Source organism: Saccharothrix sp. (assembly GCF_031180885.1).
GTDB lineage: Bacteria > Actinomycetota > Actinomycetes > Mycobacteriales > Pseudonocardiaceae > Actinosynnema.
Genome location: NZ_JAPSLK010000040.1, coordinates 44,459 through 65,553 on the forward strand (window position 1 = coordinate 44,459; position 21,095 = coordinate 65,553).

At 72.4% G+C, this 21,095-nt stretch carries 19 protein-coding genes and 1 pseudogene; 10 read left to right on the plus strand and 10 right to left on the minus strand.

Annotation, left to right across the window (positions count from 1 at the left end; genetic code table 11):
* Nucleotides 1-93: 93 nt before the first annotated feature.
* Nucleotides 94-405, plus strand: a complete 312-nt coding sequence (locus tag RIN75_RS31730) for a helix-turn-helix domain-containing protein (RefSeq protein ID WP_309115737.1) — start codon at nt 94-96, stop codon at nt 403-405.
* Between the two features lie 232 nt (nt 406-637).
* Entirely contained in the window at nt 638-850 is a 213-nt protein-coding gene (locus RIN75_RS31735; RefSeq protein ID WP_309115738.1) for a hypothetical protein, read from the plus strand.
* On the opposite strand, the gene RIN75_RS31740 is transcribed toward RIN75_RS31735, so the two are convergent.
* Nucleotides 847-1,437 (minus strand): short chain dehydrogenase, encoded by a 591-nt coding sequence (locus tag RIN75_RS31740; protein ID WP_309115739.1) that lies wholly within the window; start codon nt 1,435-1,437, stop codon nt 847-849. The two genes, RIN75_RS31735 and RIN75_RS31740, sit on opposite strands and share 4 nt — an antisense overlap.
* A 70-nt stretch (nt 1,438-1,507) precedes the next feature.
* Here RIN75_RS31740 and RIN75_RS31745 point away from each other — a divergent pair, with 70 nt between their 5' ends.
* Nucleotides 1,508-2,356: a LysR family transcriptional regulator gene (locus RIN75_RS31745; RefSeq protein WP_309115740.1), complete on the plus strand. Its 849-nt coding sequence runs from the start codon at nt 1,508-1,510 to the stop codon at nt 2,354-2,356.
* Nucleotides 2,357-2,398: 42 nt separating this feature from the next.
* Nucleotides 2,399-3,658: a cyclase family protein gene (locus tag RIN75_RS31750; protein WP_309115741.1), complete on the plus strand. Its 1,260-nt coding sequence runs from the start codon at nt 2,399-2,401 to the stop codon at nt 3,656-3,658.
* On the opposite strand, the gene RIN75_RS31755 is transcribed toward RIN75_RS31750, so the two are convergent.
* From RIN75_RS31755 to RIN75_RS31765, 3 genes are read right to left on the minus strand one after another with little or no spacing between them, the layout of a single operon-like run.
* Nucleotides 3,659-5,107, minus strand: coding sequence for a serine/threonine-protein kinase (locus RIN75_RS31755; protein ID WP_309115742.1), 1,449 nt, complete (start codon nt 5,105-5,107; stop codon nt 3,659-3,661). It abuts the gene before it with no gap.
* On the minus strand, nt 5,104-5,907 hold the full coding sequence (locus RIN75_RS31760; protein WP_309115743.1) for an SAM-dependent methyltransferase: 804 nt from the start codon (nt 5,905-5,907) through the stop codon (nt 5,104-5,106). Before RIN75_RS31760 ends, RIN75_RS31755 begins: the two co-directional genes overlap by 4 nt.
* A gap of 34 nt (nt 5,908-5,941) precedes the next feature.
* Nucleotides 5,942-7,333: an APC family permease gene (locus RIN75_RS31765; protein WP_309115744.1), complete on the minus strand. Its 1,392-nt coding sequence runs from the start codon at nt 7,331-7,333 to the stop codon at nt 5,942-5,944.
* Nucleotides 7,334-7,449: 116 nt separating this feature from the next.
* Between RIN75_RS31765 and RIN75_RS31770 the strand changes: the two genes are divergently transcribed.
* Both RIN75_RS31770 and RIN75_RS31775 read left to right on the plus strand, forming a co-directional pair.
* Nucleotides 7,450-8,055 carry a TetR family transcriptional regulator C-terminal domain-containing protein gene (locus RIN75_RS31770; protein WP_309115745.1) on the plus strand — a complete coding sequence of 202 codons (606 nt, stop codon included), beginning with the start codon at nt 7,450-7,452 and terminating at the stop codon, nt 8,053-8,055.
* The gene (locus RIN75_RS31775; protein WP_309115746.1) at nt 8,055-9,128 is read left to right on the plus strand and encodes a P1 family peptidase; all 1,074 of its coding nucleotides are present in this window, start codon (nt 8,055-8,057) and stop codon (nt 9,126-9,128) included. Before RIN75_RS31770 ends, RIN75_RS31775 begins: the two co-directional genes overlap by 1 nt.
* Here RIN75_RS31775 and RIN75_RS31780 read toward each other — a convergent pair.
* Nucleotides 9,125-9,658: a carboxymuconolactone decarboxylase family protein gene (locus RIN75_RS31780; RefSeq protein WP_309115747.1), complete on the minus strand. Its 534-nt coding sequence runs from the start codon at nt 9,656-9,658 to the stop codon at nt 9,125-9,127. The two genes, RIN75_RS31775 and RIN75_RS31780, sit on opposite strands and share 4 nt — an antisense overlap.
* 83 nt (nt 9,659-9,741) lie before the next feature.
* Between RIN75_RS31780 and RIN75_RS31785 the strand changes: the two genes are divergently transcribed.
* The gene (locus RIN75_RS31785; RefSeq protein ID WP_309115748.1) at nt 9,742-10,209 is read left to right on the plus strand and encodes a MarR family transcriptional regulator; all 468 of its coding nucleotides are present in this window, start codon (nt 9,742-9,744) and stop codon (nt 10,207-10,209) included.
* 221 nt (nt 10,210-10,430) lie between these two features.
* On the opposite strand, the pseudogene RIN75_RS31790 reads toward RIN75_RS31785, so the two are convergent.
* Together RIN75_RS31790 and RIN75_RS31795 are read right to left on the minus strand one after the other, a co-directional pair.
* Nucleotides 10,431-11,014, minus strand: a pseudogene (locus tag RIN75_RS31790) (Gfo/Idh/MocA family protein); the annotation flags it as partial.
* On the minus strand, nt 11,011-12,771 hold the full coding sequence (locus RIN75_RS31795; protein ID WP_309115749.1) for a beta-galactosidase: 1,761 nt from the start codon (nt 12,769-12,771) through the stop codon (nt 11,011-11,013). The pseudogene RIN75_RS31790 and the gene RIN75_RS31795, both read right to left, overlap by 4 nt.
* A 47-nt stretch (nt 12,772-12,818) precedes the next feature.
* Here RIN75_RS31795 and RIN75_RS31800 point away from each other — a divergent pair, with 47 nt between their 5' ends.
* Nucleotides 12,819-13,586 (plus strand): sugar phosphate isomerase/epimerase family protein, encoded by a 768-nt coding sequence (locus tag RIN75_RS31800; protein ID WP_309115750.1) that lies wholly within the window; start codon nt 12,819-12,821, stop codon nt 13,584-13,586.
* 77 nt (nt 13,587-13,663) lie between these two features.
* Here the strand turns inward: RIN75_RS31800 and RIN75_RS31805 are convergent, their stop codons facing one another.
* Entirely contained in the window at nt 13,664-14,371 is a 708-nt protein-coding gene (locus tag RIN75_RS31805; RefSeq protein WP_309115751.1) for a zf-HC2 domain-containing protein, read from the minus strand.
* Between the two features lie 108 nt (nt 14,372-14,479).
* Between RIN75_RS31805 and RIN75_RS31810 the strand changes: the two genes are divergently transcribed.
* Both RIN75_RS31810 and RIN75_RS31815 read left to right on the plus strand, forming a co-directional pair.
* Complete coding sequence (locus RIN75_RS31810) at nt 14,480-14,989, plus strand: sigma-70 family RNA polymerase sigma factor (RefSeq protein ID WP_309115763.1); 510 nt, start codon at nt 14,480-14,482, stop codon at nt 14,987-14,989.
* Between the two features lie 690 nt (nt 14,990-15,679).
* Nucleotides 15,680-18,844 (plus strand): S8 family serine peptidase, encoded by a 3,165-nt coding sequence (locus RIN75_RS31815; protein WP_309115752.1) that lies wholly within the window; start codon nt 15,680-15,682, stop codon nt 18,842-18,844.
* Between the two features lie 37 nt (nt 18,845-18,881).
* Here RIN75_RS31815 and RIN75_RS31820 read toward each other — a convergent pair whose 3' ends face one another.
* Together RIN75_RS31820 and RIN75_RS31825 are read right to left on the minus strand one after the other, a co-directional pair.
* Complete coding sequence (locus RIN75_RS31820) at nt 18,882-19,478, minus strand: HD domain-containing protein (RefSeq protein WP_309115753.1); 597 nt, start codon at nt 19,476-19,478, stop codon at nt 18,882-18,884.
* 48 nt (nt 19,479-19,526) lie between these two features.
* Nucleotides 19,527-21,092, minus strand: a complete 1,566-nt coding sequence (locus RIN75_RS31825) for a PH domain-containing protein (protein WP_309115754.1) — start codon at nt 21,090-21,092, stop codon at nt 19,527-19,529.
* Nucleotides 21,093-21,095: the final 3 nt, after the last annotated feature.

The following is a 21,095-nucleotide window of genomic DNA, read 5'->3' on the forward strand; positions in this document are numbered from 1 at the left end:
GCCTCCTTGAGTTCTTTTCGAGAGGTCTCGAATAAACGCGGGGAGGAGTACAGTTTTCGTGAGGTGTCGAATAGACCTGAGAGGCTTCTCAGCATGCTGGGCCGTTGGACTCCGCTGTCCCACCCCGAGATCGCCGACGTGACGGTGGACGACGTCCTGCGCGCCCTGGCCGACCCGACCCGGCGGAAGATCGTGCGACTGCTCATCGCCGAGGGAGACCGGCCGTGCGGCACGTTCGGCCTGCCGGTGGCGGCGTCGACCCTCAGCCACCACTTCCGGTCCCTGCGCGAGGCGGGCCTGATCCGGCAGTGGGACGAGGGCCGCAAGCGCATGAACACGTTGCGCCTGGACGAACTCGACACCCGCTTCCCGGGCCTCGTCGACACGATCCTCGCCGCCGACTAGCCCCTGGGCGGGTTCGCGACCCGCTTCCAGCAGGGCGGGGCCGTCGACCGCCGCCGCCCGCGATCCACAGTCCGTACCGGGCGGCCCGGTGCAGTTGTCACGGGGTCCGGAGATCACTCGAAAGAGGACGCCCCTACCCGCGCCGACCGCGCGCCTTGGCCCGGTCGTACCCCCAGCCCGCGAGTGCCACGCCCGCCACCAACGGGCTTTCGCCGACCCGACGATGGCCCGCGTGCTCGCCCCCGGCGACGACGCCCTGATCACGCTCACCGCAGACCTGATCGCCGCCGCACGGGGCAGCGCCCGGGCGACCGACCGGCTCGACGCCGACATCTGCTGGTCGCCGGCGACGAGCCTGGGCGTCGACATCGCCCTTGGGCACCGCACCCCGGCGGCGGCGCGAGCGGTCTTGGACCACCAGGTCGACCGGGTCCTGAACGGCTAGGGGATGAACACCTGGCCGGTCAGCGGACCCTCGACCGCGCGGACGTAGGACTGGGCGACGTCGGCCAAGGCGACCGGGGGCATGCCGGGGAAGAAGTCGCCGTAGGCGTCCAGCGCCTCGGTGACCACGGTCGGGCTCACCGCGTTGATCCGAAGCGGCGCGATCTCGATGGCCGCCGCCCGGACGAACGACTCGATCGCGCCGTTCGCCAGCGACGCCACCGAACCCGAAACGATCGGCTCGCGCGCCAGCACGCCCGTGATCAGCGTGAACGAACCTCGCACGTGCGCCAACCCCTGCCGCACCAGCTCGACCTGGCTGAGCACCTTGCCCGCGAACCCGGCGCGGAAGTCGTCTGCGGTCAGGTCGGGCAGGGGCTTGAACGGGACGTCGCCCGCCGCGCTGACCACCGCGTCCACCGGGCCGGCCGTCGCGTACAGCGCGCCGACCCGCTCCGGGTCGGTCAGGTCGAAGCGCAGTTCGCCCGACGAGCGGCCGACGGTCAGCACCTCGTGGCCGCGGTCGACGAAGGTCTTGTGGACGGCCGTGCCGATCAGGCCGGAGGCGCCGATGAGGAGGATCTTCACACCTCGAACCGTATGCGCGGCAAGGCATCGCCGTGAAATGCTTCTCCTCGGGCATTTATGCTCCACGGTTATGAATGTCGAGCTGAGGCACCTGCGGGCGCTGGCCGCCATCGGCGACGAGGGCACCATCACCGACGCCGCCGCCACGCTGCACGTCAGCCAGCCCGCGCTGTCCCGCACCCTGGAACAGCTCGAACATCGCCTCGGCACCCGCCTCGTCGAGCGCACCACCCGCAGTCTCGCCCTGACCGACGCCGGACGCCGGCTGTGGGAGCACGCCCACCGCATCCTCGCCCAGCTCGACGACGCCCTCGCCGAGGCCGCCGCCGGACCGCGCCCGCTGCGCGTCGGTTTCGGGTGGGCGGCGCTGGGCCGGCACACCCTGCCGCTGCTGCGCGGGTGGCGCGAGGCGCGTCCCGGCACGCCCGTCCGGGTGCGGCGGTGCGACGACCCGGAGGTGGCGTTGCGCAAGGGCGAGGTCGACATCGCGTTCATGCGCACCCAGCCGTCCGACACCGCCCTGGCCTCCCGGGTGCTCTACCAGGAGCACCGGATCGCCGCCGTGCCGCAGGGGAACCCGTTGGCGGACAAGGAAGTCCTGCACCTGGCCGACCTCGCCGGCGAGCCGGTGGCGCTGTGCTCGACGGCCGCGACCACGAGCGCGGACCTGTGGCCGGAGGGGATGCGGCCGGACACGTTCGAGGTGCCCGGCGTGGACGAGTGGCTGACCACCATCGCGCTCGGCGAGGCGGTCGGCGTGACCACGGAGGCGACCGTGCACAGCCACCCGCACCCCGACATCCGCTACCTGCCGCTGGCCGACGCCGCCACGGTGACCGTCCGCCTGGTGTGGCCGCGCCGGCCGACGCACGCCGCGACGGGGGCGTTCCGGGAGCACGCCGTTAGCGCGTTGAGGTGACGTCCGTTGCGCTGATCGCGACCCGCCGGGTACTGCTCAGGCGTGAACCCCGACCTGCTGCGCAACCACCTGGCCCGCCGCGACCTGCTCAAGCTCGCGGGTGCGGGCCTCGCCGCCACCGCCGTCCCGGCCGCCACCGCCACCCCAGCCACTGCCGCGCCTGAAGAGTCCGCGCCTGACGCGTCCGCGCCTGACGCGGCCGGCAGGTTCGACGACACGCCGTTCGACTACGCCGACCCGGCCAACCTCGCCGACTGGGCGCCCAGCCGGTACGGACCGGACGACCAGCGGGGCGCGCTCAACGAGGTGACGCCCGCCAAGACCGCCGCCGCCCTGGCCCTGCTCAACCCCCGCCGCGAGGTCAAGACCTACAACCTCGGCGAGCTGATGTGGAACGGCTTCCCCGCCTTCCGCACCGACCCGCGCCGCACCTACGAGCAGCGGCTCACCATCTGGGGCTACCCGCCACCGCCCGGGTTCCTGGAGCAGGGCGGCATCCTGGTCGCGCTGGAACCGCTGGGCGCCAACAAGATCAGCGTGCACGAGGAGCGGTTCGAGGCCGAGTTCTCGCCCAAGCACGCCAAGCCGCTGGCCGCGACCTACCAGATCGGCACCCAGACCGACAACCTCAACCACGTCGGCGCGGCCGAGTTCTTCTACAACGGCCGGCGCGGCCCCGACATCGCCCGCCCGCACGGCACCATCGCGTTGGGCGCGGAGCACATGGGCCCGGTCGTGACCCGGGGCATCCTGCTGGACGTGCTCGGCGTGAAGCTCGCGCGCGACCGGGTCGAGGACCTGGCGGAGCCGGCGAGCAACGGGAAGCCGTTGCTGCGCGAGAACTACCGGATCACCGTGGAGGACATCAAGGACGCCATGGAGTTCGGCGGGATCAAGCGCATCGAACCCGGTGACGTCGTCCTGTTCCACACCGGCTGGAACCAGCTGCTGGCGCGGCGCGACCCGGCCGACATCGCGCGCTGGGAGGCCAGTCGGGGGCTGCCGGGGATCTACGTGCGCGAGGCGCGGTGGCTGTCCCGGTTCCGGCCCGCGATCGTCGGCGGCGACACGTGGGGGCTGGAGGTGCTGGGCAACCCGGTCAACGGCGACGGGACGGCGTTCCCGGTGCACCAGGAGCTGCTGATGCGGCACGGCATCCGCATCGGCGAGTCGTACGTGGTGGACGAGTTGGCGGCGGACCGGGTGCACGAGTTCGTGTTCATCGTGACGCCGCAGTACGCGGAGGGCGCGACGGCCGGCAACACGCCCCCGGCAGCCCTGGGCCAGCCCCGGCGGCACTGATCACTCGTCGTCGTCGTCCTTCTTGCCGCCGATCCGCTCGGTGGACAGCACCTGGATGTCGGTGACCCGCCCGTCGACGACGGTGACGCGGTGGGTGTCCCGGTGCTTGCCCCGGCGCTCGTACTGGATGCCGATGACGACGGTGGTGGGGCTGTCGGCCTTGGGCGGGGTGGTGATCTCGACCTTGTCGGCGTCGCGCCAGGACCTGTTGTTCTTCGACAGGTCCTTGTAGTACTCGGCGACGGTGCGTTCGAGGGCCCGGGTGTCGACCTTGGGTGTGGTGGTGGTCGTGGTCGTCTTGGTGGTGGTGGTGCTCGCGGTGGTGGGGGTGGCGGCGGGGGTGTCCTCGCCCCGGCTCGCCAGCACGGCCACCACGACGACGACCGCGACCGCCAGTGCCGCACCCGCCAGCAGCCACGTGCGGTTGGGGCGCGATGGTGGGGTGGCGGGGACGGGGTGCGGGTCGAGCCGCGTGCCGGGTGGGGGCGCGCCGAAGTCGAGCCGGGTCGGCGGGGGAGCGACGGGTTGGAGGTGCGGGGGCGCGGCGGGCGTCGGGCCGGTGGGCGATGCGCCCGCTGCCGCTGGCGGCAGCCCGGCCGACGCCTGGCCGGCCGACGCCTGGCCGGCCGACGCCTGGCCGGCTGCCGAATGCGCGCCGGGCGAGGCGTCGGCTGCCGCGCGGAGGCGGTGGGCGGCTTCTGCCATCGTCGGGCGGGTGGCGGGGTCGGTGCGGAGGAGGTCCAGCAAGATCGCGGTCAGCTCGCCTGCCCGGGTGGGCGGTGGGAAGTGGCCCGCTGCCACGGCGTGCAGCAGGGCGATGGCGTTGTCCCCGTCCCCGAACGGCGGTCGTCCTTCCACCAGCGCGTACAGCGTGGCACCCAGGGCGAACACGTCCGACGCCGGTCCCGGCACCCCGCCGCGCGCCACCTCCGGCGCCAGGAACGCGGGCGTCCCGGCCAGCACGCCGGTCCGGGTCACGGTCACGTCCCCGAACGCCCGCGCGATGCCGAAGTCGGTGATCTTCGCGGTGCCGTCGTCGGTGCGCAGGATGTTGCCGGGCTTGACGTCCCGGTGCACGATCCCCGCCGCGTGCGCGGCGGCCAGCGCGGACGCGACCTGGGCACCGACCCGGGCGGCCTCCGCGACCGGCAGGACGACACCGGACAGCGACCGCCCCGCCACGTACTCCATCACCAGCACGGGCACATCGCCGTCGGTCACCACGTCGTGCACGGTCACCGCGTTGGGGTGGTGCAGCCGGGCCGCGATGCGGGCTTCGCGCGCCGCCCGTGCCGCCGCCTCCCCGGGGTCGGCACCGGGCGGCACCACCAGCAGCTTCACCGCCACCTCGCGGTGCAGCCGCTCGTCGAAAGCCCGCCACACGACGCCCATCGCGCCCGCGCCGAGCCGTTCCACGAGCCGGTAGCGCCCGGCGACGACCTCGGTCACGCCTTGCGACCCACTCCGGCGAACGTGGACGTCGTGCTGGCGTCCGCGACCTCCTCACCGGGCTCGGGCCGCCACTCCGGCAGGTACACCACGCCAGGCTCGACCAGTTCCAGGTCGCCGAACAGCTCGGTGACCTCGCGGCGGGTGCGCATGGTGAAGTCGCCGACCCGGCGGCGGAACTGCCGGGTGCCCTCCTCGGCCCGGTCGGCGTCGCCCTCGAGGCTGGCGTGCGACAGGGCCAGGTAGCTGCCCGGCACGGCGGGTTCGAGGTAGCGGCGGATCAGGCCGGCCGGGTCGTCGGCGTCGTCCACGAAGTGCAGCACGGCGAACATCAGCACCGCCACCGGCCGCGAGAAGTCCAGCAGCTTCCGCGTCTCCTCGGCCTCCAGCACGTCCTGCGGGCGGCGCAGGTCGGCCAGCACCGCGTCCGCGTTGGGCTCGTCGCGCAGGATCGCGCGGCTGTGCGCGACCGCCACCGCGTCGCAGTCCACGTAGACGATCCGGGCGGTCGGGTCGTGCCGCCACGCGACCTCGTGGACGTTGCCCACGGTCGGGATGCCCGACCCGAGGTCGAGGAACTGGGTGACCCCCTGACCGACCAGGTAGGACACCGCGCGGCGCAGGTAGGCCCGGTTCGCCCGCAGGATCGCGGGCAGGCCCGGCATGGCGTTCGTGATCGCCGCGGCGGCGTCCCGGTCGACCTGGAAGTTGTGCGAGCCGCCCAGGTGCACGTCGTACACCCGGGCCGGGCTCGGCTTCTGCAGGTCGATCTCCGGGCCCACCCAAGCCGGTCGTTGCATCCCCAGTCCCTCCGTCGGCGAAACCGGCGACACGCTATCGCGGCGCGGTGTCCGCCGGCACCGGGTCCTCCGGTCCGCGCAGCACCCACGCCCCGCGCCGCCGCACGACCAGCGCGTAGTACAGCGCCGCCGCCACGCCGATGCCCGCGGTGATCGCCAGGCTGGGCCGCCCGACGACCGGGTCGAGGAAGTTCGTCCACACCACGTACGCCAGCGCGCCCAGCGCCAGCACCGGGGCGACCGGGAACCACGGCATCCGGTACGCGGCGTGCGCGGTGGTGCCGTTGCGCCGCCCGGCCAGGACCGCCAGGCACAGCGCCGCGTACACCGCGACGATCGAGGTGGCCGTGACGACGAGCAGGAAGTCCTTGTCCGCGAAGCACAACGCGGTCGCGAACGCCCCCGTCACCACGGTCGCGACCCACGGCGTCCCGGTGCCGGGGTGGATCGCCGCCAGCGCCCGGCTCACCGTGCCCGGCCACGCGGTGTCCCGGCCGGTGCTGAACACCATCCGCGAGGTGATGAGGATGATCGCCAGCACCGCGTTGAGGATCGCCAGCGCCACGGCCAGGCTGATCACGGTGTTCACCGCGGACCCGGCCTGCCCGGCGACGAAGTGGGACATCATGTTGTCGGCGGCGAACAGGTCGGGCAGCGACGGCGCGCCCAGCAGGACCGCCGTCACCGGGATCAACTCCGCGCAGACCGTGATCGCCAGCGCCCACAGGATCGCCCGCGCGATGCCGCGGTGCGCGTCGTCGGTCTCCTCGCCGAAGTACACCGCCGAGCCGTAGCCGTTGTAGGAGAAGATCGCGACCGCCGCCGCGGCCGTGATCACGCCGAAGGACACAGGACCGGCCGCGTTGACCGGTTCCGTGAGCAGGTCGCCCAGCGGCCGGGCCGGGTCGAACAGGCCCAGCGCGCTGACCACCGCCAGCGCGGCCAGTTCGATCACCAGGAAGATCCCGGTGATCCACGCGTTGAGCTTGACGTCGAACACCGCCAGCGCGGTCGCGCCCGCCGTCGCCACGGCCGCGACGACCGGCCCGTTCAGGCCCGGGAACAGCACTTCGAGGTAGGTGCCGACGCCGAGCGCGATGACCGCGATGATCAGCAACTGGGTCACCAGCAGCAGGCCGAGGGTGACGAACCCGGGCAGCCGGCCCAGCGTGCGCGCGACGATGGCGTACTCGCCGCCGCTGAGCGGGTAGGCCGAGGCCAGTTCGGCGTAGACGAACGCCATGAAGACGCCGACGACGGCGGCGACCACGAAGCTCCAGAACGCTCCGCTGCCCGCCTGGCCCACCACCCCCGGCGCGATGATGAACACCGAGGACGCGGGCGAGATCGCGGACAGCGTGATGAGCAGCGTGCCGAGCACTTTGAGCCCGCGCCGAAGGGCGGGTGACGACGACCGGTCCGGCATGGCGGTCTCCTTCGCCGAGTTCTTTGACTGGCCATCAAAGAACTCGGGGTGGAGTTCGTCAATAGCGGAGAGCTGTCGACTTGCGTTCTCTGAAGATCACTTGAAGAATCGCCGGTATGCCGAGACCGAGCCGCGCCCACGAGAAGCGCGAGGAGCTGGTGGCCGCCGCGCGCCGGGCCGTGCTGGAGCGGGGCGTGCTGGACCTGCGCCTGCGCGACGTCGCCGACCGGGCCGAGATGTCCACCGGGTCGGTCCTGTACTACTTCCCGAACCTCGGCGACCTGCTGTTCGAGGTGCAGCGGGAGGCGATCGAGCGGTTCTGCGTCGACCGCGAGGCCGCCGCCCGCCGCGAACCCGACCCGCGCCGCCGGCTGGTCACCACCATCCGCGCGGGCCTGCCGACCGGTCGCGACGACGAGCTGTGCGTGCTGATCTACGAGCTGGGCGCGTACGCCCGCCGCGACCCCGCCTACGCCGCCCAGCACATCCGCCTGTGCGAGCGCCAGGTCGCGCTGTACGCGGCGATCCTCGAAGCGGGCGCGGCGACCGGCGTGTTCGACCTGACCCGGGACGCCACCACCATCGCCCGCGGCCTGGTCGCCCTGGAGGACGGCCTCGGGCTGCACCTCACGCACGCCGTGCCGACGTTCACCGTCCCGGAGGCCGAGGCGGTTCTCGTCGCCTTCGCCGCCGACGCCACCCGCTGCGACCTGGAGGCCTGATGCGCGCCCGCGACCTCGGACTGCGACTGCCCGGCGACCCGGGGCCGCACAACGCGATCACCGACGTGCCGGGGGTGCTCGTCGGCTACACGACGTTGGCGGAGGGCGATGTCCGGACGGGCGTGACGGCGATCCTGCCGCGCGGGCACGAGGGTGTGAACGTGCCGTGCGCGGCGGGGTGGTTCTCGCTCAACGGCAACGGGGAGATGACCGGCACCGCGTTGCTGTCGGAGTCCGGTGCCCTGCGGTGGCCGGTGCTGATCACGAACACCCACGCGGTCGGCACGTGCCACCGCGGGGTGATCGACTGGATGACGCGCACCCACCCCAGTGCCGCCGACCAGTGGCTGCTGCCCGTGGTCGCGGAGACCTGGGACGGGTACCTCAACGACATCAACGGTCCGCACGTGCGGGCGGAGCACGCGGTGGCCGCCATCGAGGTCGCGTCGACCGGTCCGGTGGCGGAGGGCAACGTCGGTGGCGGCACCGGCATGAACTGCTACGCCTTCAAGGGCGGCAGCGGGACGTCCTCGCGGGTGGTGTCGTACGGGTCGGAGACGTACACGGTGGGCGTGTTCGCGCAGGCCAACTTCGGGTCGCGGCGCGAGCTGACGGTGTCCGGGGTGCCGGTGGGGGAGTGGCTGACCGACGACAACCCCATCGAGGACTCGGACTGGAAGTTCCCGCCCGGCGCGGGGTCGGTCATCGTCGTGGTCGCCACTGACGCGCCGCTGTTGCCGGGGCAGTGCTCGGCGTTGGCTCGCCGGGTGCCGTTGGGGTTGGCGCGGACCGGGACCACGGGCTCGCACTTCTCGGGGGACATCTTCCTCGCTTTCTCGACCGGCAACGCGGGGTCCATGACGCCGTCCGCCTTCCCGGTGGGCGCGCCGGGGTACGACACGGTGGAGTGCGTGCCGTGGAACCGGATGGACGACTTCTTCGCGGCGGTGGTGTACGGGGTGGAGGAGGCGGTGCTGAACGCCTTGGTGGCCGCCGAGACGGTGGTGGGGCGCAAAGGAAGGCGATCGCCCGCGTTGCCGGTGGACCGGTTGGTCGAGCTGCTGGCGCGTTAGGCGAAGGCGGCCAGTGGTTCGTCGACGGGTGCGTCGATGAGTCGGTTGGCCAGGGTGGACATGGTGTAGACGCCGATGCCCATCACGACTTCGAGGGCGTTCTGGGCGGTGAAGCCCTGTGCCGTGAAGTTGGTGAGGGCTTCGTCCGAGACCTGGCCCGCGGTGTCCAGGACCTCGATGGTGAAGGTGCGGACGGCTTCCAGTCGGTCGTCGTCGAGGGGTTTGCCCTGGCGCAGTGCGGTGATGACGGGCTGGTCGGCCTGGAGGGCGGTCAGCTTGGCGGTGTGCATGGCGACGCACAGGTGGCAGCCGTTGCGGGTCGCCACGGTCATGATCAGGACCTCGCGGGCGAGCGGGTCGAGGGTGGTCTGCTCGAACATGGCGCTGGTCTTGAGGAAGGCGTCCAGCAGGTGCGGGGACTCGGCCATGCGCGCCACCGCCGACGGCAGGTAGCCGAGCTTGGCGGTGGTGGCCTCCATGAGGCGGCGGGACGCGGTGGGAGCGGTGGCGGGGGTGTGGTCGGCGAACAAGAGGAGTCCTTCGGTGGGTAAACTCGACAACGTGGTTGACCAAAACGTAAACCTGGTTGTCGAGTTTGGCAAGGGCTTCCGGCATGGGTGAGGACGGGTACGGCTTCGAGCTGCCGTTGCTGCTGTTCGCGGGCTTCCGGACGATCGTGGACCGGCTGCACGCCGAGCTGGCCGCTCAGGGGCACCCGGACGCACGGCCGGCGCACGGGTTCGCGTTGCAGGCCATCGGGGTGCGGGGGGCGACGGCGAGCGAGGTCGGGCGGCGGTTGGGGGTGTCCAAGCAGGCGGCCGGGAAGACGGTGGACCGGCTGGAGGCGCTGGGGTACGTCCGGCGTGAGGACGATCCGGCGGACGCGCGGCGCAAGCTCGTGCTGTTGACGCCGCGAGGGCTGGACGTGCTGGAGCGGTCGGCGGTGATCTTCGAGCAGATCCGGGCGGAGTGGGCGGAGGCGTTGGGGGTGAAGCGGGTTCGGGAGATGGAGGCGGACCTGCGGACGATGGTGCCGGCCGCGTTCTTCCGGCTTGATGTGGCGGGGTGGTTCGGGGCGTGACCGGGTCGGTGGGTTGCCGACCCGGTCGTCTCCGGTCTGGGGCGGAGGGTGACGCCTTGCCGGTCACAGGTGGACGGTGATGCCTTCCGCCGAGGACTTCAGGGCGGCTTCGGCGACCGCGACACCGCGCGCGCCGGAGTGGAGGTCGTGCGGGAACGGCTCGTCGTCGACGACGTGGCGCACGAAACGCTCCCACTGCACCTTGAAACCGTTGTCCCACTGTCCATGACGATGCCGCCGCCGTCCTCGGACCGGTAGTTCCACGACGGCCGCTGCGCCTCCTGCCAGTCGCCCTCGAACACCCAGTAGCCGAACTCGCCCCGCACGCTGAGGACGCGGCCGAAGAACCCGCTGTCCAGCAGGCGCTTGAGCTTGAGCAGACCGGGCAGCAACAGCTTGTCCTGCACCACGCCGTGCTTCACGCCCGCCTTGTCGGCCAGTTGCGCCAGTTCGACGGCGTCGGCGAGGGTTTCGGCGGTGGGCTTCTCGGTGTAGACGTGCTTGCCGGCCTCGATCGCGCGCTTGATGGCGCGGCGCGGGCGGTGGTGACCTGGGCGTCGAAGTAGACGCCGGCGTCGGACAGCGCGGTGTCCAGGTTGGTGGTCCAGTGCGCGATGTCGTGGCGGGCGGCCAGTTCGGCGAGCTTGGCGGGGTTGCGGCCGACCAGGATCGGCTCGACCTCGACGCGTTCGCCGCTGGCCCGGGGGACGCCGCCCTGGTCGCGGATCGCGAGGATCGACCGGGTGAGGTGCTGGCGGTAGCCCATGCGTCCGGTCACGCCGTTCATCGCTACGCGCAACGTCATCGTGGATCTCCTTCGAGGATGGGGTGGGGGCTGACGGTGACCGATCGCGGGCTCGCGGCGGCGTGCGGTTCGTCGGGGTGCAGTTCGAGGACGACTATTTGGTTGTCGCCTCTGCGCAGAACAGGTTCGGGGACGTAGAGGGTCCTTTGCGGACCGATGTGCCAGTAACGGCCGAGGCAGAACCCGTTGACCCACACGACACCCTTGGTGAACCCGGCCATGTCGAGGTAGGCGTCCCGTGGGGTGTCGGTGGTGAGGGTGCCGCCGAGGAACAGCGGTCCGTAGGCGGTTCCTCCGGTGCCCCAGGCCAGGTTTGGGAGGGTGTCGAGCGGGATGGGGGTGGTTTCCCAGCCGTGCAGGTACTGGCGTTCGTGCAGGACGCCGCCGACGATCCCCTTGTGCTCGCCCAGCAAGGGGCCGTAGTTGATCCGGCCCATGGCTTCGACGAGCAGTTCGATGGTGACTCCGCCGGGGACGTCTGTGGTGTCGACGGCTTGGGGGTCTGCGGCTCGGGAGTAGGTCGCCTGGTGGGTGCCGTCGACGTAGAGCTGGGCGCGGTCGCGCAGGTCGCGCAGGCGGAGGGGGAGGGGTGGACGGGGGCCGGGGATGGTGGTGCGGTGGAGCAGGAAGCCTTGGTGCTGGCCCACTTGTTCGAATGTCGGCACGTGCGGCGATTGGATCGTGGGGTTGTCGACCACATCGAACAGGCGAATGGAGCGGGTGAGCGGCACGGTCTGGGCGGGCAGAGTGGCTGGTGAGGTGGTCGGCGCCGGCGGAAGCGGGGTGTAGTGGCCGATCACCTTGCGGAAGGCCCAGTACTTCGGGGTTGGGTTGCCGGCCTCGTCCATGGGGGCGTCGTAGTCGTATGAGGTGACCGTTGGGCGGTACGCGCCGTCGTGGACGTCGCCGGCCGCGTTCGCGCCCGCCCAGAAGCCGAAGTTGGTGCCGCCGTGCGCCATGTAGAGGTTCACCGACGCACCGGCCGCCAGCACCTCGTCCAGCGCGGCGGCGGCGTCCTCCGGGGAGCGGACCACGTGGTGGTCGCCCCAGTGGTCGAACCAGCCGTCCCAGAACTCCATGCAGAACAACGGGTCGTGCGGCCGGTGCCGGCGCAGCTCGGCGAACTGGCCCGCCGCGTCGCTGCCGAAGTTCGCCGTCGCCAGCGCGCCCTCGACCATCCCGCCGGTGAGGAACAGCGCCTCGCCGCCGTCGGAGGTGAACAGCGGCACGTCGATCCCGCGTCGCAGCAGGCCGTCGCGCAGGTGGGCGAGGTAGGTGTGGTCCGAGCCGTAGGAGCCGTACTCGTTCTCGACCTGCACCATCACGACGTTGCCGCCGTGCGTGACCTGGCGGGCCGTCACGATGGGGATGAGGACGTCGAACCATCTGTCCACGGCATGTAGGAAGTCCGGGTGTGCGCATCGGAGCGGGCCGGACAGCCACCACGGCAGGCCGCCGTTCTCCCACTCGCCGCAGATGTACGGGCCGGGGCGCACGATCGCGTCCAAGCCCTCCTTCGCCGCCAGCTCCAGGAAAGCGTCTACCGCCTCAAGGTCGTGGTACTGGCCGGGTCGGGGCTCGTGGAGGTTCCACGGCACGTACGTCTCGACGGTGTTCAGCCCCATGCCGCGCAACACCGACAGCCGTCGCGCCCACTGCGCCGGGTGGCCGCGGAAGTAGTGCAGCGCACCGGACAGCACGCGGTGCGGCCGTCCGTCGCGCAGGAACTGGCCGTCCTCGACGGTGAACGTGGTCATGACCCCTGCCCTTGACAATTTTGGAAAGCGCTTTCACGATGCGGAGCGTGGAACCCGGGCGCATGGCTCTGAGCACGCTGGGAACGCCGGAACGGTCGCTCGCGGAGGCGGCCCGCCTCGCCGCCGACGCGGGCTGCGACGGCCTGGAGATCCGCGTCCACGGCGAGGTGCGCCCCGACATGGACCACCGGGCGGCCCGCGCGGCCCTGGCGGGGGCCGGTGTGGAGGCCGCGTGCCTCGCCGGCTACGCCAAGGTGTGCGCGCCCGGTCCCGATGAGCCGGTGGTCGAGGAGTTGCGCGCGCTGATCGGGCTCGCGTCCCGGTTGGGCGCGCCCAACGTCCGGGTGTTCCCCGGCGGTGACGCGCCGGCCGGCCCGCGCATCGCCGCCGTCCTGCCGGACCTGCGTGCCGCCGGCGTGCGCCTGCTGGTCGAGACCCACGACACCCACCCGACCGGGGCCGCCGCCGCACGCCTGGTGGAGCCGTTCGCGGAGCCCGACCGGGTGGCGGTCCTGTGGGACGCCCTGCACCCGTGGCGGCACGGCGAAACCCCGGCCGACACCCGCGCCGCTCTGGGTCCCCACCTGGCGTACTTCCAAGTCAAGGACGCCGTGAGCGCCCAGGACACCACGCCCGTGCCGCCCGGCGAGGGCGCCGTTCCGCTCGACGAGTGCGCGGCGGCGCTGGCCGACTGGTCGGGCTGGGTGTCCCTGGAGTGGGAGCGGCCCTGGTACCCCGGCCTGGGTCCGGTGGACGCACCGCTGCGCGCGGCCGTCGGGTGGTTCGAGCAGTACGCGCAACGGTCCTCCGCCTGACGTCGACTGCGAGGATCGTTCGGTCGGCGGGAGATCAAGTCAATCAGGAACCGATCATTCGATCAGAACCGAACAGCTCACGCCGCGCGGTCGCGGCCGACCGGGCGCAAGCGGGGACGTCGGGACGGGGCCGAGTCGGGTCGACGGTCCGGGAAGTCCGTCGAGTCCGGCAGGTCGGGGCGGTCGAGTGGCCTGGCGGTGTGCCCGTCGTCGGGATCGCGCCGGCCCCGGTGGACGAGCACCAGCAGCACCAGCCCGAGCAGCAGGATCGCGTGGGACGTCACCCGTTCCACCGACACGACCCCGACCGCCAGGTCCTGGAACGAGTACACCCCGACCACCACGACGAACCCGGCCACCACCGGCACCATCCCGGACGTCGCCCGGGGCCGCAGCGCCGTCCACAGCAACCCCAGGCCCAGCGCCAGGTTCCACGCCGTGCTCTCGTTGAACAGGTGTCCCGCCCCGTGCGAGGCGGCCGGGTTCGGGCCGAGCAGTTGCGACAGGCCGAGCGTCACCTGCGCGACCGCCACCCCGGCCAGTCCCAGCCGCGGGTACCAGCCCGTCGTCGGCGGTGGTGCTGCGGCCAGCACGGCTTCGGTCAGGTCCGGCACGGCCACCGCCGGGCGCAGCCGCAGCACACGCGTCAGCGCGGACGCTTCGTCGGACCACGCCCGGCACGCGGGGCAGCCCGACAGGTGCGCGTCGACGTCGGCGGCCGGCACCGGCTCCTCCTCGCCGTCCAGCCGCGCCGACAACGCCTCCCGGCAGGTCTCGCAGTCCACAACCACCTTTGTCGTTCCCGGGGACGCGGAAGTTCCCGGGAATCGCGGTGGTCTAGCCTCGACCCCGTGTCGATCAAACGCGACGACGACGCGGTGACGGCCCTGGCGATGGCGGCGGGCGGCGGTGACCGGGCCGCGTTGGAGCGGTTCGTCCGGGCCACCCAGCGGGACGTGTGGCGGCTGGTCGCCCACCTGACCGACCCGGGCCGAGCCGACGACCTCACCCAGGAGGTCTACTTGCGGGCTCTGCGCACCCTGCCTGGTTTTGAAGGCCGCTCCTCCGCTCGCACGTGGCTGCTGTCCATCGCCCGCCGCACGGTCGTCGACCACTTGCGCGCGGCCGGGGCTCGGCCTGCGATCGCTTGGGCGGTCGACGTGCACGACGCTTCGGATGCCCGACGTGCGACGACTGGGTTTGAGGACGTGGTGGAGCTGAACGTGCTGCTCGCGGGGTTGGCTCCGGAGCGCCGGGAGGCTTTGTTGCTGACCCAGGTGTTGGGGCTGTCGTACGCGGAGGTGGCTGAGATTTGCGGCTGTCCGGTCGGCACGGTCCGGTCTCGGGTCGCCCGCGCCCGTGAGGACTTGATGCGCGCGGAGCACGCCGAACGCACCGGCTGAGCTGCGGGGTGGGGTGGGTGCGCGGGCTGAGTCGCGGAGGGTGCGCGGGTCGAGCTGCGGCTGGCGCGGGCTGAGCTGTGGGCGGGTGCGCGGGCTGAGCTGCGGTGGGTGGGCGGGTTGAGTCGCGGCTGGCGCGGGCTGAGCTGTGGGCGGGTGCGGGGGCTGAGCTGCGGTGGGTGCGGCGGGTACGCGGGCTGAGTTGTGCCGATCGCGTGTGGTGGCCGGCCTCCGGCCCCGGTTTCCATTATCCCATGGGGTACCGACAAAATCGGCCGGGTCTAGCGGCCGGGTCTAGCGGCCGGGTCTAACGGCCGGGTCTAACGGCCAGGTCTAACGGCCAGGTCTAACGGCCAGGTCTAACGGCCGGGACTAGCGGCAGGGGCAAGGGGCCGGGGCAATCGGTCGGGTCAGCGCACGCGCCACAGCACGGCGCGGGTTCCGTCGCGGCCGACCACGACGCCCGAGTTGTTGAGCCCCACGGGTCGGCCCTCGCCGAGCCAGATCACCCGGCCGGCGCGGTCAGGGTCGCGGCCAGCAGCAGGGGGACCAGCATGTGCCCGACGCTAGCGGCGGGCGCGGCCCGGCTGCGTCGGCCGGACAGCGCAACCCGATCGCGCTCTGCGGTGTCTTAACCACCGAGGGGAGTGGCGGCCGATCAGGTGCCGCCACGGGATCAGGGGAGTTGACCCTATGACCCGCAGGAGAACACCGCTGCTGCTCGCGGGGGTGGTGGCGGCGTCGGTCCTGACGACCGCACAGGCACAAGCGGAAACACCGGCCGTGACCGGCGTCGACGGCACGGTCACGTTGATCACGGGGGACCAGGTCGACGTGCGCGGCGGACGTGCGCACGTGCGGCCGGGGCAGGGCCGTAAAGACATCACGTTCCGCCAGTTGCGCGACGAACGCGGCCATCTGCACGTGCTGCCGTCCGACGCCGTCGCCGACGTGCGCGGCGGGCGGTTGGACGGGCGGCTGTTCGACGTCACCGGGCTCATCCGGGCCGGGTACGACGACCGGTCCAGCGCGGTGACCCCGTTGATCGTCACGGGCGGGCTGACGGCGGGCGAACCGTTGACCAGCATTGGCGGGCACGCACTCGAAGTGGCCAAGGACTCCGCTTTCTGGTCCGGTGCCCGTGCGGCGGGCGTGGACAGGGTGTGGCTGGACGGGCCGGTCACCGCGACGCTGGACCGCAGCGTCCCGCAGATCGGCGCGCCCGAGGCGTGGCAGGGCGGGCACACCGGCTCAGGGACAACCGTTGCCGTGCTGGACACCGGTGTCGACGCGACCCACCCGGACCTCGCGGGCGCGGTCGTGGAGGCGAAGAACTTCAGCGGCAGCGACACCACCGACGACAACTTCGGCCACGGCACGCACGTCGCCGCCACCATCACCGGGGCGGGCAGGTACCAGGGCGTCGCGCCGGACACCAAGCTGTTGTCCGGCAAGGTCCTCGACGACTCCGGCGGCGGCCGGGAGTCCGACATCATCGCGGGCATGGAGTGGGCGGCCGCGGCGGGCGCCGACGTGGTCAACATGAGCCTGGGCAGCCCGTGGCCGACCGACGGCACCGACGTGATGTCGTTGGCGCTCAACAAGATCACCGCCGACACGGGCGCGTTGTTCGTGGTCTCGGCGGGCAACAGCGGGCCAGGTGACGAGTCCATCGGCAGCCCGGCGGCGGCCGACGCGGCGCTCACCGTGGGCGCGGTGGACCGGGCGGACGGGCTCGCCGAGTTCTCCTCGCGCGGGCCGCGCTGGGAGGACGGCGCGATCAAGCCGGACATCACCGCGCCGGGTGTGGGCATCGTGGCCGCCAAGGCGCGCAACGCGAAGATCGGCGACCCGGTCGGCGACGCGCACATCGCCCTGTCCGGCACGTCCATGGCCGCTCCGCACGTCGCGAGCGCGGCGGCGATCCTGGCCGCGCAGCACCCGGACTGGACCGCCCCGCGGCTCAAGTCGGCGTTGATGGCCAGTGCGCGGCCCAACCCGGCGTTGACGATCTTCGAGCAGGGTGCGGGCCGGGTGGACGTGGCACGGGCGGTGCGGCAGACCGCGCACGCCGAGCCGCCGTCGCTGAGCCTGGGCACCGCCCGGTGGCCGCACCACGACGACCCGCCGATCGAGCGGAAACTGGCCTACCGCAACGACGGCACGACCCCGTTGACGCTGAGCCTCGCCGCTGAGGTGAAGGACGCCACCGGGGTAGCTTCGAGCGTGATCACGGTGTCCCCGGCGTCGGTCGCCGTTCCGGCCGGTGGGCAGGCGGAGGTGACCGTGACCGCGACGACCTCCGCGGACAGCCCGGACGGTCGGCACAGCGGCGCGATCGTGGCCACGGGCGGGGATGTGTCCCTGCGGACGCCGGTCACCGTGGTCAAGGAGGTCGAGAGCTACGACGTCACACTGTCCTTTGTGGACCACGAGGGCAAGCCGACTCCGGAGTACTGGTACCGGTTCGTGGACGTCGAGCACCGGCAGGCGTACGTGGACCACGACCCGTCCGGCACGATCGTGGCCCGGCTGCCCAAGGGCACGTACTACTTCGACGGGTGGGTCGACACGATCCCGTTGCTCAAGAACACCAACTTCACCGAGCCCGCGATCGTCGTGTCCGGTGACATGGCGCTGAAGTTCGACGCCCGCGACGGTGTGACGCCGTCGTTCGCGGTGGACCGGCCGACCGCCAAGGCCGGGTACAGCACGATCTTCTTCGAGCGCAAGACCGCGTGGGGCGACACGGGGTACGGCTTCATCGGCGGGTCGCCCGACCGGCTGCTGTTCACCCCGTCGAAGACCTCCGCGCCGGGGCGGGCCACGTTCACCGCGTCCGCCACGCTGGCCGAGCCGGACGGGGCGGGCGCGTTCGTCGGCAGCCCGTACCAGTACCACGTGTCGTGGACGCACGACGGCGCGGTGCCCGCGTCCCTGGCGCGCCGGTTCGCCGACCGCGACCTGGCCCGGGTGCAGGCGGTGGTCCACGCGTCGGCGGCCGGCCAGGCCGGGTACCTGAACCAGGTGGTGGGCGGGCCGCTGCCGTTGCGGGTCACGGAGTACTACTCGCCGGGCGTCGAGTGGCGGGGCAGCTTCATGCAGCTGTCGGCGCCCAACGCGTTCCCGCCGGAGACCTCGCAGGGCGCAGGGGGCCGGACCTTCACCGCCGGTCGGCAGGTGACCGAGCGGTGGAACGCCGCCGTGTTCGGCCCGGCGTTCCCGGTGATGCCGCGCGTCCACCAATGGGCGGGGCGGTCCGGGGACAAGATCGACATCTCCGTGCCGATGTTCACCGACCAGGACCCGACCCACTACGGGTTCTCGCGGGTGGACAAGGCGCAGACCACCATCCACCGCAACGGTGTGCTCGTGGGCGACCTGCCCTATCCCGGGTCGGTGAGCGCGGTCGTGGCCGGGGGTCGGGCGCAGTACGTCGTGCACACGCAGGCGCACCGGTCCGGGGTGTCCGAGCTGTCCACCAGCGTGACGGCGGACTGGACGTTCACCTCGGACACGGTGGCCGGCGACCCGGTCGCGTTGCCGTTGCCGGCGGTCCGGTTCGCGCCGGCGCTGGACGACCGGAACCGGGCGCGGGCCGGGCGGCCGTTCGCGTTCCCGGTGTACGTGCAGCGCAACGGTGGTGGGCCGGTGGGCGACGTGCGGACGTCCGTGCAGGTGTCCTACGACGACGGCGCGTCGTGGCGGCCGGTGCCGCTGGTGAAGTTCGGTGAGCGGTGGCTGGCGGCGGTGTCGCACCCGGCGGACGCGAAGTTCGTGTCCCTGAAGGCGTCCGCGCGCGACGGGGCGGGCAACGCGGTCGACCAGACGATCATCCGCGCCTACGCCCTCGGGTGATGCGGGCCGACCCGCTGGGCCTGGCCCAGCGGGTCGGTCACCCCAGGTCGAGGGCGTTGCTCCGGATGCGCTCGAGCCACCCGCCGCGCATCAGCTCGGCGGCGGCGCACTCCGGCTTGCGCACGGCCTGGTCCTCCGCTCGTTCGAGGAACTTCTCCGCGAACCCGAGCCGGGGGTAACGCCCCAGCAGTTCTCCGGTGAACTCGGGCGTGAACAGCTCCAGCCGCCGCCCCGACACGTCCGCGCTGACCGCGATCTGCAACAGGTGGCTCTCGGCGTCCTGCGCGGCCGGCACGTCGTCCCGCATGTGCAGCACGATCACCTCGTTCAACCGCTCCCGCCGAGCCGCGTCCCACCCGGCCCCGGCCGCGAACACCTTGGCCAACCGCCCACCGGCCTCCTCGAACGGCATCCGGTGGCTGTCGAAGAACGGTGTCAGGGCGAGGTCGTGCAGGAGCGCGGCGACGTAGAGCAGTTCGTCGTCGTAGTCGGTGATCCCGGCGGAGGTCCCGTACGCGACGGCCCACGAGTAGGCGCGCAACGAGTGGTTGCGCAGCCACGGCTCAGCGAACTCGGTGCACACCTCGACCGCCGCCTGAGCCGCCCTGGTGTCGGGCCCGGTGAAGAAGTCCACGCGCCGAAGCCTAGGCGCCGACCACCCGCCCCACCCACGCAAAAGACGTCACGTCAGCCACAAGATCGCGCCGGCCACCAGCAGGAACCACAGGCCCACCGGGAGGGCGCCGCCCGGCCGGGAGGTGACCTCGCCGCCGTGCGGGGACAGGTCGTGCAGGCGGCGGGCGATGGCGCCCAGTTCGGTCACGTCCCGGCGGCTGGGGGCCAGGGTGAAGCGGGTGCCCGACTCCAGTTCCAGGACCAGGCGGTCGCCCGTCCGGCGGATCGAGGTGATCTCCGACCAGGGCACGTGGTAGGTCCGCAGCCACGACCGGATCGACACGTGGTCGTGGTGGAAGTGCGCCGCCGGCCGACCGCGGAGCCAGCCGACCACCGCGCACGTCCCGCCGGTCCACAGGACGGTGAGCACGGCCGGGCCGTCCAGGAACGCCGCGCCCACCGTGAACACGACTGCGGCGAGGAACAGCCACCGGCCGGCGCGGACGTCGCGTTCGGCGGGCTCCACCGGCATCGGCAGCGGCGGCACCTCCAGCGCCACGCCCAGCAGTTCCTCACCCGGGTCGTCGAAGTTCGGCAGCACGCGGCGGTGCGGGCGCAACGGACGGGTCGGCAAAAGCGCCCCATCGGGCGTCACCAGCACCACCCACCCGCCATAGCTCAGGTCCCCGACCGCGAGCATCCGGTCGTCCTCGAAGCGCGCGGACACCGGCATCGACCCGAACGGCTTCCCGTCCACCGTGTGCAGCACGGCACGTCCCCGCAGGTCGGCCCGCACCAGCACCTCCACGGCCTGCGTGGGCCCGAACAACACCCGCTGCGCCGCCCGCCGCGCCGCCACGTCCCGCATCCGCAGGAAGACCGCCATGCCCAGCGACACGGCCATCACGGTCAGCGGGAACGTCACGTCCTCCGGCTCGGACACCAGCTCGGCCCACTCGCCGTCCGTGCGCACCGGCACCGACTTGCCCACCCCGTACGCGTCGGGCGACAGCACGGAGAACGTCCGCTCACCCGTGGGCAGCGCCACCTTCACCGCGTACTCGTCGACCGACAGCACCCGCGCGTGCACCTCGACCGCTTCGGCCTCGTGGTCGGCCAGCGACGACGCCACCACCCCGTACCGGACGAACGCGAGCACCCCGACCACGAGCATCACCCCGGCCACCAGCGACCGCCCGGTGAACCGCGGCGGCAGCGGACGCGGCACCGTCACCACCGCGCTGACCTCGCCGAACACCCGGTGCTGCGCCCGCCGCGCCTCGACCAGCCACAAGGCGACCACCGCGCACGCCAGCCCGTGCACCAGGAACGCCAGCCGGATGCCGTCGTGCTCCTCGAACACCACTTCCAGCAGCCCGAACAGCGCCCCGGCGCAACAGCCGAGCACGGGTTCGCGCCACAGCAGGACGGGCGTGGCCAGCACCAGCGCCATGGCCACCGAGAACCCCGGGTCGGGCAGGCACGGCGACGCGGGCGTGCAGGTCACCGGGATGGACACGGCGTAGCCGAACGCCACGCACCACCCGACGACCAGCACGCCCCGGTACACCCAGGCGGGCACGACGGGCGCCTCCCACCGTCGCAGGTGCTCCGCGGTGAAGGGTCGGCTCATGCC

Coding starts and splice junctions, on each gene's coding strand:
- RIN75_RS31810 (WP_309115763.1), top strand. CDS start 14,480: ATGGCGGCGGGCGGCGGTGACCGGGCCGCGTTGGAGCGGTTCGTCCGG.
- RIN75_RS31815 (WP_309115752.1), top strand. CDS start 15,680: ATGACCCGCAGGAGAACACCGCTGCTGCTCGCGGGGGTGGTGGCGGCG.
- RIN75_RS31730 (WP_309115737.1), top strand. CDS start 94: ATGCTGGGCCGTTGGACTCCGCTGTCCCACCCCGAGATCGCCGACGTG.
- RIN75_RS31785 (WP_309115748.1), top strand. CDS start 9,742: ATGGGTGAGGACGGGTACGGCTTCGAGCTGCCGTTGCTGCTGTTCGCG.
- RIN75_RS31765 (WP_309115744.1), bottom strand. CDS start 7,333: ATGCCGGACCGGTCGTCGTCACCCGCCCTTCGGCGCGGGCTCAAAGTG.
- RIN75_RS31795 (WP_309115749.1), bottom strand. CDS start 12,771: ATGACCACGTTCACCGTCGAGGACGGCCAGTTCCTGCGCGACGGACGG.
- RIN75_RS31775 (WP_309115746.1), top strand. CDS start 8,055: ATGCGCGCCCGCGACCTCGGACTGCGACTGCCCGGCGACCCGGGGCCG.
- RIN75_RS31760 (WP_309115743.1), bottom strand. CDS start 5,907: ATGCAACGACCGGCTTGGGTGGGCCCGGAGATCGACCTGCAGAAGCCG.
- RIN75_RS31825 (WP_309115754.1), bottom strand. CDS start 21,092: ATGAGCCGACCCTTCACCGCGGAGCACCTGCGACGGTGGGAGGCGCCC.
- RIN75_RS31745 (WP_309115740.1), top strand. CDS start 1,508: ATGAATGTCGAGCTGAGGCACCTGCGGGCGCTGGCCGCCATCGGCGAC.
- RIN75_RS31770 (WP_309115745.1), top strand. CDS start 7,450: ATGCCGAGACCGAGCCGCGCCCACGAGAAGCGCGAGGAGCTGGTGGCC.